Genomic DNA, 11878 nt, shown 5'->3' with positions numbered 1-11878 from the left:
CGACGCTACAATATAAATCGTTCCTCTGGAACTCGATCTATATTCTTTATTCTATACTCTTCTCTTGCTTCTTAAGCCTCTCTTAATCTTTCTTCGCACTATGCAAACCACATTCTTTATGGCTTGATTCCCACCACCATCTTCCCGCTCTTATATCTTCACCGGGGAAAATTGCTCTTGTGCATGGCGCACATCCTATGCTTACGAAACCTTGTTTGTGTAAGGCATTTTGAGGAACATTATTTTCTGATAAATAAGTTTCTACTTCTTCTAGAGTCCATTTTAATAACGGATTGAATTTAATAATTTCGAAACCTCCATCGTATTCAAACAATTGTAAGTCGTTTCTATTCTCAGATTGTTCGGCTCTTAAACCTGTAATCCAAACTGAGTTTCCTGCCAAGGCTTTTCGTAACGGAACCACTTTACGAATAAAACAGCATTCTTTTCTGTTTTCAACCGAATCATAAAAGCTGTTTGGTCCTTTTTGCTTCAATAGATTTTCTACTGATGCCGCTTCGGGAAAGTAAACTTCTATTTGTTTTTTGTATTTTTTTAATGTCTTGTGGAAAACATCATAAGTCTCCTGAAATAATCTTCCGGTATCTAAGGTAAAAATGGTAATATCAGTATTACTTTTTGCAATAAAATCTGTAATTACCTGATCTTCCTGACCAAAAGAAGTCGAAAAAATTACTTTTTCCGGATATTCATTTGCTAAAAAAACCAACGTTTCTTCCAGCGAAAAATCTTTTGTTTTATCTAATAATGATTGTATAATTGTCGCACTCATAATCTCTTTCTTTCCCTTTCTAAAAAACTTATTACAATAATTTAGATAATGTTTTCAAACTCAATAATATAATTAATATTCCAACTGCAACCATCATTGGTTTTCTTTTGATTTTATTTACCAAATAAGCTCCTAATGGTGCTGCAATTACTCCTCCTAAAATCAATCCTATAATAACCTGCCAGCCGTGAATTCCTCCAAAAAGCATGAAAGTAATTCCGCTTGCAAACGAAATTGCAAATTCAGCTGCATTTACAGAACCAATTGTATATCTTGGATTCCTACCACGTCCTAATAATGTAGACGTTACGATTGGCCCCCATCCGCCACCGCCAACAGCATCCATAAAACCTCCAAAAGTGGCTAAATATCCAAGCTTTTTTGTTTTCTTTTTAACGATAGTTTTAGCTAATGCTTTTCTAATGATAATAACTGCTAATACCATCATGTAAACCGCAATAAATGGTTTTATAACATCTCCGCTAATAACATCAGACAGTAAATAAGCCCCTATAATCGAACCTAAAACTCCCGGAATTAATAAATGTTTTACCAGCTTTTTATTAATATTTCCGAATTTATGATGCGAAATCGCTGACGCTCCTGTTGTAAACATTTCTGCAACGTGAACTCCTGTACTGCTAATTAACGGCGGAACTCCGTAAGCCAATAAAAATGAAGTTGAAGTAGCTCCGTAACCCATTCCTAATGTCCCGTCTACTAACTGAGCAAAAACTCCAATAGCAAAAAAAATTAAAAAATCTGCATCAAATCCAGAAACTAATCCCTCTATTGAAAATTCAGCATGATGTTTGTATATCAACGTAGACAACAAACCTATTAACAAAACCACAGGAATAACAACCCACAACTTTTCTTTTATTGATGCATCAGATCTAACATCATAACTATTAATTTTTAATTCTTTTTCCATATTAATGGCTTGGTTTTGTGCTGATAAATCTATTACCCTATCGGCTTAATAGATTACTATGCAAAATTAGTACTTATTTCTAAATATCAAAACATTATTTAAGTTTTTTACAACTCTAATCCTCTTTTGGTTAAGCAAGCCGGAAGTTTAAAAAATATAACAAATTGGCTTCTTAAGTTAAAAATCGTATCGACTTGTATTTCAACCACATAAAACATTAAAGATATTCATTTGCAAATATACTACTTTAAAGTCTACCAAATCCATCGGATTATTATAAAATTGTTCTTATTTTTACAGCAAATTTTTATTCATGGATTTTCAGATAGGTCTTGTAATTGCAGGTTTGGTAGTAGGTTTTGTTGTGGGATTGACAGGTGTTGGGGGCGGTTCATTAATGACTCCAATTTTATTGTATTTTGGTATTCCCCCGACAACAGCCGTTGGAACCGATTTATTATATGCTGCTTTTACCAAGATGGGAGGCGTATTTGTACACCACAAAAAAGGAAACATCAACTGGAAGATCACGGGTTGGCTAACTTTAGGAAGTGTTCCTGCAGCTTTACTAACGCTATGGATACTAAACAGCATTAAAACAGATATTTCGACTATAAATTCCGTTATAAAATACAGTTTAGGCTGGGCATTGCTTTTTACTTCAATTGCAATTCTATTCAAAAAGAAGCTTTTAGTGTATTCTCAAAAACATGCGGGAGATAAATTTCACAGCGAAAGTCATACTCAAAACATGCTGACTATCGGGATTGGGGTATTATTGGGCGCAACTGTAACTTTAACATCTATTGGTGCCGGAGCTTTAGGAACGGTTACTTTATTTTTCCTGTATCCGCTTTTACCAACGCCTCGTTTGGTAGGAACCGAAATTGCCCATGCTGTTCCGCTAACTCTTGTTGCCGGAATTGGGCACGCCTCAATGGGAAATTTAGATTTAGTTTTATTGGGCCAGCTATTATTGGGATCCCTTCCCGGAATTTTTATTGGAAGTATGCTAAGTGGAAAAGTTCCTGATTTATTTCTACGAAATGCTATTGCCGTAATGCTTTTCTTAGCCGGATATAAATTGATTTTTTAATTTCTCTACCATATAAGTGATATAAGTTCATTTAATAAAAACTTACGAAGTTTATTCAAAGCGACACTTATATTGCCTTACATAAATTATATGGTTAAAACTAAAATGCAATATCTGCCAAAGAATTACTTTCTAATATTTTAAGTGTATTATCACGAACTTCCATCATTAAACGTCTTGCTGCACAAGTAGTTTCATCATCGCAATCATCGCATCTTTCATAAAAGTTATGACTTGCGCAAGGCAGCAAAGCTATTGGACCTTCAAGAATACGGTACACTTTGGCCATACTGATATCTTTTGGATCTTTTATCAGGTAATAACCTCCGCCTTTTCCTTTTTTAGCTCCAAGGAAACCGGAATTTCTCAGCAATAACAATATACTTTCTAAGAATTTTATCGAAATATGTTCGCTTTTAGCAATTTCGGCAATCTGTACAGGTTCATTATTTTCACGTCTAGCCAAATAAGTTAAAGCCTTAATTCCGTATTTTGTTTTCTTTGAAAGCACTTAAATAAATTTAGATTGTAGAATGTTCAGTTTAGATTTATGTCTAAAATAACAAACTGCATATTTTTCTGCAACAAAAATAAGCTTTTTGAATGAGAAAAATAACACAATGAAAAAGTAAGTTCTACTAAATTAGTATGGTTTAAGAAAATATAAATAAAAAGCGATTTTCAACCGTAACTAATTTACAATTAAAAATCGCCATTTATGGTATAATAAGATCTAAACTCTTCAATATAAAATTATCTAAGAAAGCGCCTGATCTAAATCGGCAATAATATCTTTTACGGTTTCCAAACCTACAGAAACTCGCACCAAGCCTTCTGTAATTCCAACAGCTAACTTTTCTTCTACAGATAATTTGCTATGTGTTGTCGATGCCGGGTGTGTTACAATAGTTTTTACGTCTCCAATATTTGCCGAAAGAGAACATAATTTAATCTTATCCAGAAATTTTCTTCCTGCTTCGATTCCACCTTTAATTTCAATGGCAATTATATTACCTCCCAAAAGCATTTGCTTTTTGGCAATTTCATACTTTGGATGCGATTTTAGGAACGGATATTTAATACTCTCAACATTAGGATGATTTTCTAAAAACTCTGCTACTTTTAAGGCATTTTCGCAATGTTTATCAACACGAACTGCCAAAGTCTCTAAACTTTTGGACAAAACCCACGCATTAAAAGGCGACATTGCCGGTCCTGTATTTCTTGAAAATAAATATATCTTACGAATTAATTCTGCATTTCCAACTGCAACTCCTCCTAAAACACGACCTTGTCCGTCGATTAATTTTGTCGCAGAATGAATCACTATATCAGCACCGTATTTAATTGGCTGCTGAATATATGGCGTAGCAAAACAATTATCGATAATTAAAATCAAGTTGTGCTTTTTAGCTATTTGACCCAATAATTCTAAATCAATTACATCTACACCTGGATTTGTAGGCGTTTCTGCGTATAAAATTTTGGTATTTGGTTTAATAAAACTCTCTATTGTTTCAGGCTTATTAATATCAAAATAAGTGGTTTCAATATTCCATTTTGGAAAATAAGTCATAAACAACGCGTGAGTCGACCCAAAAACGCTTCCTGCAGAAACAATATGATCGCCTGATTCCAGCAATGCAGCAAAAGTTGAATATATTGCAGCCATTCCAGTTGCAAAAGCATAACCTGCTTCAGCACTTTCCATAGCACAAACTTTATCTACAAACTCGGTTGTGTTTGGGTTGCTAAAACGTGAGTAGATATTACGTACTTTTTCTTCAGTGAAAGACGCTCTCATATCCTCTGCATCCTCAAATACAAAACTTGATGATAAATATAAAGGAGTTGAATGTTCCTGAAATTGTGTTTTTTCTAAATGTGTTCTTATGGCTAAAGTTTCAAAGCCAAATTCTTCTTCGTTCATTTTTTTTTATTTTAACACGAATTGCACCAATTGGCACTAATTCTTTTTTTAATTTCACAAAGACCCGCAAAAGAAACTCAGAGATTCACTAAGAAATTGATGCAAATATTTGTGATGTAATCAGTAAGGGTAAAAATTATCTAATTATCAAATTGACTCATTTTCTAATTCTATAATTCTTTGTCGTTTAAAACAACTTTGTATTTTATTGTAGCCGTTGGTTCAACCGTTTTGGCTACTGAACAATATTTCTCAAAAGAAAGTTGTGCCGCTTTTTGCGCCTTTTCGGGATTGATGTCACCTTCTAAATAAAAAACCACATTGATTTCTTTAAATGGCGTCGCTTCTCCAATTTTTACGCGTTCTCCTTCTACCTCAGCGTTAAAAGAAGTTATTTCCTGACGTTGTTTCTTTAATATCGAAATCATATCAATAGCACTGCATCCTGCAACACCCATCAATACTAATTCCATTGGACTTGCACCTAAATCGCTTCCGCCAAACTCGGCTCTGCTATCAACATCAACTACATGACCACGCTCATTTTTGAGTTTAAAATGAAATGCGTCGTTTACTCTGTTTAAGGTTACTTTCATGTTTTTTGTTTTCCTAAGTTATTTGTCTTTTTTGTCTAATTTCCCCCAGTATTCTAAAATCTGTTTTTTAGATTCTGCATCTAAAGATTTAAAATTAGGTGAGAATTGATCTGTTTTAAAATCATCATAAACACTGGATTCTATCGTATAGAATTGATCTTTTTGCGAAAAAACCAAATGAACAGATTGTTGTTTAAAATCTGAATCATATAGTCCGTAAATAAAAAGAGCATCAACACTCTTATCTTTATTGTAATCTGCAAAAGCTTTTCTGCTTCCCCAGGCCGAAATAATTCCGTTATGATTTACTTCAAGAATAGATTTTACAATCCATTTATCATTGACTTTTGTAAATCTTTGGAAATACATTTTATCAGGATTGGCATTTTTTTCAATTTTCGAAAAAATAAATACGTTGTCCTCATTTCCAACAGCACTCACTTCGTCTATTTGAATTGTCCTAACTCCTTTATAAGAAAAAACATCTTGCCTATAACTGTCTTTATTTCTAATAACATTAGAAATCTGAGCAGTCAAAATGTTCGAAAAAAATAGTAAAATCAGTACGTTTTTCATTCCTAAATGTTCATTAATCGGCTTTTAAAAATCAACACTGTATCCCGAAGTTTCGGGACTAAATTCTTTTACCCTTTATCTGATAATCTCAAAATATCTCCAAAAACTCCTCTCGCCGTTACTGCAGAACCTGCACCGGCTCCCTGAATTACAATTGGGCGATCTCCGTAAGATTCTGTATAAATTTCGAAGAAAGAATCAGATCCTTTTAATCCTCCTAAAGCAGTATCAGATGGTACTGAAACTAATTTTACTTCCAGAATTCCTTTGTCATTTTGTAAATCTCCAGACAATTCACCAATGTATCTTAATACATGATTTGGCTTTTGATCGGCTTTTATTTTCTCGTAAATTGGGTCAAATTCTTTTAGTTTAGTTAAGAAATCTGATACGTTTCCGTCACGTAAATGTTCCGGAATCAAATTCTGAATCGAGATTTCTTCAAACTCATTTTGTAAATCTAACTCTCTTGCCAGGATCAATAATTTTCTTCCCACATCATTTCCACATAAATCCTCACGCGGGTCCGGTTCTGTATATCCGTTATCAATTGCTTCTTGCAGAATCTCACTAAAAGGAGCATCTTTTGCAGAGAAATTATTGAATAAATAACTCAATGTTCCTGAGAAAACCCCTTTTATTTTAGTGATATTTTCACCTGATAGATGTAATAATTTAATCGTATCAATCAACGGTAAACCTGCACCAACATTGGTTTCATATAAATAATTTTTCTGATTATCTGCTAATGATTTTCTCAATTCTTTATAAAAGCCATAACTTAATGTATTGGCTACTTTGTTTGATGAGATCAGGTCGAAACTACTCTCTATCAACGAAATATAATTTTCTACGAAAGCGGCACTTGCTGTATTATCAATCGCAATTAAGTTTTCTAAATGGTGTTGGTTCGCGTAAGCAATTACATCATTTATGGTATATTCAAGACCTTCTTTTTGAATGTCATTTTTCCAGTTTGAAGTTACGCCATTTTTATTTAAAAGTAATTTTTTAGAATTCGCAATAGCAAAAACATTCAGTTTAATGTCTTTACGTTTTTCGATTGCTGCAGCAGATTCTAAAATTTGATTGATCAAAGTTCCACCTACCAATCCGTGACCGAAAATGGCAATGTTGATTTTTTTAGAAACTCCAAAAATCTCTCCATGAATTACGTTCAACGCTTTATTAAGTTCTGATTTTTTAACGACCAAACTCACGTTTTTACCCGTAACGGTATTGTTAAACAAAATTGGAACAATTTTATTTTTGATTAATGCGGTGTAAGGTTTATGAAAAGTACTTAAATCCTGCCCGATAATCGAAATTACCGAAACATTATCTGTTACCGTAATCTGGTTTACATCTTTAGAATAAAAATCATTTTCGAACTCTTTTTCTAATTCGATCATAGCCGTTGTTGCTTTATCTGTAGCCACAACCAAGCCGATTCCTCTTTCTGAAGAACCTTGCGAAATGATACTTACACTAATATTGTGATCGCCCATTACTTTAAAAATTCGGGCATCAACGCCGGATTTCCCAAGCAATCCGCGTCCTTCAAGATTTACCAATGATAAATTCTCTAAAACCGAAAGTGTTTTGATTCCTTCTTTAGCTGAATCTGATGTAATTAATGTTCCGCGGTTTTCGTGATTGAATGTATTTAAAATACGAAGCGGAATATTTTTTTCTAATAAAGGAATTATCGTTTTGGCATGAAGGATTGTTGCGCCAAAATTGGCCAATTCGTTCGCTTCATTAAAAGACAAAAATTCGATCTTTTTAGCATCAGCAACCAAATCAGGATTTGCTGTGTAAATTCCGTCAACGTGGGTGAAGTTTTGTAATTCTTCGGCATTCAAATAATTTGCAATTAATGATGCGGTATAATTACTGCCGTTTCTTCCTAAAGTTGTTGTATCGTTATTGTTGTTCGAACCAATAAAACCAGTAACAATATTCACCGTCGAACCGTTGTGCTCTTTGAAATAATTGACAACATTTTTCTTAGAAAGCTGCTCTAATGGCTGTGCATCACCAAATTTAGAGTCGGTTTTTAGCAATTCTCTTGAATCGACAAAATTAGCAGGAATTCCTTTTTCTTTTAAAATAGCCGTCAGCAATTTAGCCGAAAGCAATTCGCCTTTGGATAAAATCTGATCTTTTATTTTATTGCTGTAATCGCCAATTAAACTAACGCCTTCAAAAAGTTTCTCTAAAATATTAAACTCTTCAGATAAATCTACCTGCGGATAATCTGATATCTGATAGGCTTTAAAATTCTCAAATAATGGTTTGTAACTACCATTTTTAGCAGCAAGTTTTAAAATATATTCTAATTCGTCTGTTGCATTTCCACGGGCAGAAACCACAACTGCAATTTGTTCTCCTTGATTTACTTTATCAGAAATGATTGAAACTACTTTGTTAAGTCCTTCTCCGTTTGATAACGATTTGCCTCCAAATTTTAATATTTTCATTTTATTTTTCTATTGTTTCTGCCTTAAAAATATCGGCAAGTAAATGATCTAATTGTTTGTACTCGATTAAAAAAGCGTCATGTCCGTGAACCGAATCTATTTCGCTGTAAAAAACATTGTCTTTGAACTTCTTTAATTCCTGAAAAGTTTCGCGATTTTCTTTTGGTGTAAAAAACAAATCAGAGTTGATCCCGATAATATGAATCGCTGCATTTGTTCTGGACATTAAAGTTTCGAAATCGTCACTATTTCTGGTTATGTCTATGGTTTTGAGCAATTGGTTCATCAGTTTATAAGATGACAATTGATATCTCTTTTGTAATTTTTCGCCGTGATGCGCCAGCCAGCTTTCGATATTAAAGATCGAGAGATTGGTATTGATCGTACGCTGAAATTTTTCTTTGAATGATTCAGGAGAGCGGTAACACAACATGGCATGAATTCTGGCATCTTCGATAGGTCTTGAAGAATTGTTCAGGATTTGCTCTTGTAAATAACAATTAGCAATCATCCAGTCGGTCGATTTCCAGTCGGTCGCAATCGGGATTAAGTTTCGGGTAATATTAGGTTCTAATGCAAGGATTTCCCAGGCAATTCCTCCACCAACAGAACCTCCAATAATGGTGTGCAATTGGCTGATATTTAATGCCTCCAGACCTTTTATAAAAATACGGGCCATATCTCTTGTGGTGAAGTCCTGATAATTTTCGATTACAAACGAATCGTTTCCGTTTCCGGGAACGTCGAATGCTAATACGGTATATTTATGGGTATCGATTGTTTTTTCGTCGCCAATTAAGTCATTCCACCAGCCATTTTCGCCAGTAACCTGAGCGTTTCCAGTCAAAGCATGATTGACCAAAACAATAGGCGCGCTATTCAGTGGTACACCGGAAAGTGTAAAACTTAATGGCAATAATGGATATGATGCACCACTTTCTGTGATGAAATCTTGAATTATAATGGGACTTGGTATATTTTCCAATTTCAAATCTTTTTAATTTTGATTTGTATGTGGAAATATTAGAAAGAAAGTACTAGAGTGAAACTAGAAAATTCTTGTTGTTATCTTTCCACGTTTGGGCGTGGTAGAATGCAGCACCTTCTTCGATTTAACGAAGGGTTGCTAAGGATTCATCGGGTCTAATCCCTCGTCCTTTCTTTATAACATTTTCAATACGTGCTTGAACTTAAAGGTGCAAATTAACTACTAATTTCTTAAACAAACAAATTTTATCGAAACTGATTGCTTAATTTCTTAAACATAATTCAACCAAAAACTATTGTACGCAAAAAATTACCGAACAATTTGCCCAGTAAAATTAAGCAGGTATTCCCCTATTTTATGATACTTTTTGATTTAGATAAAAAGTGTTTCATTCTCTTTTGAATACATCAAAAATAATAATGAATTTGGCTCTTTTTTCTCTGCTATCTTATCTGCCTCAGTTATCCCGAATCTAGGATGTACCAATTCATTTGTTGGCGGCGGCGGATTGTTTCTTTTAGCTCTCAAGTTTTTCAATGTAGAAAACGTTTTTGTTATGTAGTTTAATTTGCTCATGATATTTAAATTTATGTTAGTTTACGTTTTATAATATTTATTATTTGTTTAATTTTTTGTTATGGCAACCAAATGGAATAAAAAAACCCTTTTGGATCACAATACCAAAAGGGTTTAAGTTTTATACAACTTATATATACTTTTAGTATCAACAGACGCGTACACAAATACGTGCGACATTAAACATCTTGTTCATCTGTAGGGATTTATTCATCTTGGATTTACTTGCTATTTTAAAAAATTCTTGCATTTGTTTTATTTTAATAAGCTTCCCGGAAACTGCCGAAATCTTTTTACTTTTATCTTCTTTTTTAATCAATTAAGAAATAAAGTTGTTTCAACTTTTGTCCCGATCGACATAACTATTTTCAGAATATTAAGTTTATTTTTCTGGTAATTTTGAGGTATTACAAATGTGCGAATATTTTTTCAATTATGCAAGTGAGGATCAGCAAATTAATCCTAAAAAACGTTAAAAAACATCTTTTTATCGTTAAAAAACATCTTACAAATTTAAGATTTAAATAATTGAGCGTTAAAACCTACAAAAAAATACGTAATGAACTTTCCTGTTTCATTATATCAAAGAACAACTAACTACTATTCGAAACCACTTACAGCCAAACTACTTCTTTATTTTTAATTTTTTCGGCTACTTTTAAAATGTCAGTTATTATCCCTCTTGAAATGGCCTGCTTACATGCCGAGGCGCTTTGAATTGCTATTGGAACATCGGCATAAGATTGGGTATAAATTTCAAAAATGGTATCTGACCCTTTTAACTGACCAATGGCTGACCAAACTGGTTCTGAAACTAATTTGACTTCTAAAGTATTTTTCTGCAAATCAAATTCACCTACGTATCTCAGGACATGATTATCTGCCTGGGCTATTTTGGCAATTTTAAATGATTTGTCGATGGCATCTTTATTAAGGATTCCGTTTTTCTCCAGATGTTCTTCTGTGATAAGCGAATTAATTTTTATATCAGAGAAATCAAAATCCTTCCCAATTTCCCTTGTCAGAATCAGTAGTTTTCTTGCCGTATCATTTCCTGATAAATCTTCTTTAAAAGTAGAGCGCATTAAACCTAATAAGCTTGCATCTTTTAAAAGGGATGAAAAAGTAGCTTCTTCGTTAGCAAATCTATTAAAGACATAACTCAGATTGTCTGAGAAAACTCCTCGGATCTTTGTGATTTTTTCTCCTGAATAATACAAATCTCTCAAGGTTTGCAATACCGGAAAACCTGTGTCTACTGATGTTTCATACAAAAATTCTTTGTCGTATTTTTTAAGATTCGCCCTGATTTCTTTATATAAATCAATAGGCAATGTATTGGCTTTTTTATTTACCGCTACTATATTAAATCCGTTCTCGATCAAAGTATTATAATGATCAATGAGCTCGTCGCTTGCTGTAGCATCAACGGCTATTAAGTTCTCAAATTCGTTTTCTTTGGCAAATTCAATAATATCCTGCACTTTAAACGGAACTGCCAATTCAAGAAAATTGGTTTCCCAGGCATATCCCACGCCTTCTTTCTCGAAAAAAGCTACTGTTGAATTTGTTATAATTGGAAAATGAAAATCAATGTTCTTACTTTCAAGAAAAAAATCCTGGCTTTCGATGATTTGATTGATCAAAGTGCTTCCGATATTTCCAATTCCAAAAAGGATGATATTTATTTTAAGCTTTGACATAATTTCTAATTTATTGGGGTTGATTAAACCATATAAGTGATTATAAGTTCATGTAATATTATCAACGCATATTATTTAGACGGTACTGCTGTGCGTCTCTACTAAAATGAACTTATAATCACTTATATGGTGAAATTTTTTATATTGAATTTCTTTTATAAAAAATCACCTCTAGCAGAACTCACGCTACTAAAGGCAATTTT

Annotated in this window: 11 protein-coding genes and 1 riboswitch; of the genes, 1 reads left to right on the top strand and 10 read right to left on the bottom strand. The window is 33.3% G+C overall.

Annotated elements, in window-relative coordinates:
- Nucleotides 1-82: 82 nt before the first annotated feature.
- On the bottom strand, nt 83-793 hold the full coding sequence (locus IRZ78_RS07540; RefSeq protein ID WP_194615943.1) for a phosphoadenylyl-sulfate reductase: 711 nt from the start codon (nt 791-793) through the stop codon (nt 83-85).
- Between the two features lie 31 nt (nt 794-824).
- Complete coding sequence (locus IRZ78_RS07535) at nt 825-1727, bottom strand: sulfite exporter TauE/SafE family protein (RefSeq protein WP_194615942.1); 903 nt, start codon at nt 1725-1727, stop codon at nt 825-827.
- Nucleotides 1728-2040: 313 nt separating this feature from the next.
- Between IRZ78_RS07535 and IRZ78_RS07530 the strand changes: the two genes are divergently transcribed.
- Complete coding sequence (locus IRZ78_RS07530; protein ID WP_194615941.1) at nt 2041-2823, top strand: sulfite exporter TauE/SafE family protein; 783 nt, start codon at nt 2041-2043, stop codon at nt 2821-2823.
- Between the two features lie 100 nt (nt 2824-2923).
- Here IRZ78_RS07530 and IRZ78_RS07525 read toward each other — a convergent pair whose 3' ends face one another.
- From IRZ78_RS07525 to IRZ78_RS07490, 8 genes are all read right to left on the bottom strand, one after another.
- Nucleotides 2924-3334, bottom strand: coding sequence for an Rrf2 family transcriptional regulator (locus IRZ78_RS07525; protein ID WP_055097114.1), 411 nt, complete (start codon nt 3332-3334; stop codon nt 2924-2926).
- 246 nt (nt 3335-3580) lie between these two features.
- Nucleotides 3581-4753: an aminotransferase class I/II-fold pyridoxal phosphate-dependent enzyme gene (locus tag IRZ78_RS07520; RefSeq protein ID WP_194615940.1), complete on the bottom strand. Its 1173-nt coding sequence runs from the start codon at nt 4751-4753 to the stop codon at nt 3581-3583.
- A 170-nt stretch (nt 4754-4923) separates the two neighbouring features.
- Entirely contained in the window at nt 4924-5349 is a 426-nt protein-coding gene (locus IRZ78_RS07515) for an OsmC family protein (RefSeq protein ID WP_194615939.1), read from the bottom strand.
- An 18-nt stretch (nt 5350-5367) separates the two neighbouring features.
- Nucleotides 5368-5925 (bottom strand): hypothetical protein, encoded by a 558-nt coding sequence (locus IRZ78_RS07510; RefSeq protein ID WP_194615938.1) that lies wholly within the window; start codon nt 5923-5925, stop codon nt 5368-5370.
- Nucleotides 5926-5993: 68 nt separating this feature from the next.
- Nucleotides 5994-8408: a bifunctional aspartate kinase/homoserine dehydrogenase I gene (thrA, locus tag IRZ78_RS07505; protein WP_194615937.1), complete on the bottom strand. Its 2415-nt coding sequence runs from the start codon at nt 8406-8408 to the stop codon at nt 5994-5996.
- A 1-nt stretch (nt 8409) separates the two neighbouring features.
- On the bottom strand, nt 8410-9393 hold the full coding sequence (locus tag IRZ78_RS07500; protein WP_228520402.1) for an alpha/beta fold hydrolase: 984 nt from the start codon (nt 9391-9393) through the stop codon (nt 8410-8412).
- Nucleotides 9394-9470: 77 nt separating this feature from the next.
- A riboswitch (SAM riboswitch) is annotated at nt 9471-9579 on the bottom strand.
- 189 nt (nt 9580-9768) lie between these two features.
- Entirely contained in the window at nt 9769-9972 is a 204-nt protein-coding gene (locus IRZ78_RS07495; protein WP_194615935.1) for a hypothetical protein, read from the bottom strand.
- 614 nt (nt 9973-10586) lie between these two features.
- Nucleotides 10587-11675 (bottom strand): aspartate kinase, encoded by a 1089-nt coding sequence (locus IRZ78_RS07490; RefSeq protein ID WP_194615934.1) that lies wholly within the window; start codon nt 11673-11675, stop codon nt 10587-10589.
- Nucleotides 11676-11878: the final 203 nt, after the last annotated feature.

The organism is Flavobacterium sp. CSZ (genome assembly GCF_015350725.1).
Classification (GTDB): domain Bacteria; phylum Bacteroidota; class Bacteroidia; order Flavobacteriales; family Flavobacteriaceae; genus Flavobacterium.
The sequence above is the reverse complement of the archived record's forward strand: the minus strand, read 5'-3'. Positions and strand labels throughout refer to the sequence as shown.

What these genes read in the sequence shown, in the direction of transcription:
- IRZ78_RS07510 (WP_194615938.1), bottom strand. Translation starts at nt 5,925, where the DNA reads ATGAAAAACGTACTGATTTTACTATTTTTTTCGAACATTTTGACTGCT.
- IRZ78_RS07530 (WP_194615941.1), top strand. Translation starts at nt 2,041, where the DNA reads ATGGATTTTCAGATAGGTCTTGTAATTGCAGGTTTGGTAGTAGGTTTT.
- IRZ78_RS07515 (WP_194615939.1), bottom strand. Translation starts at nt 5,349, where the DNA reads ATGAAAGTAACCTTAAACAGAGTAAACGACGCATTTCATTTTAAACTC.
- IRZ78_RS07520 (WP_194615940.1), bottom strand. Translation starts at nt 4,753, where the DNA reads ATGAACGAAGAAGAATTTGGCTTTGAAACTTTAGCCATAAGAACACAT.
- IRZ78_RS07495 (WP_194615935.1), bottom strand. Translation starts at nt 9,972, where the DNA reads ATGAGCAAATTAAACTACATAACAAAAACGTTTTCTACATTGAAAAAC.
- thrA (WP_194615937.1), bottom strand. Translation starts at nt 8,408, where the DNA reads ATGAAAATATTAAAATTTGGAGGCAAATCGTTATCAAACGGAGAAGGA.
- IRZ78_RS07540 (WP_194615943.1), bottom strand. Translation starts at nt 793, where the DNA reads ATGAGTGCGACAATTATACAATCATTATTAGATAAAACAAAAGATTTT.
- IRZ78_RS07490 (WP_194615934.1), bottom strand. Translation starts at nt 11,675, where the DNA reads ATGTCAAAGCTTAAAATAAATATCATCCTTTTTGGAATTGGAAATATC.
- IRZ78_RS07535 (WP_194615942.1), bottom strand. Translation starts at nt 1,727, where the DNA reads ATGGAAAAAGAATTAAAAATTAATAGTTATGATGTTAGATCTGATGCA.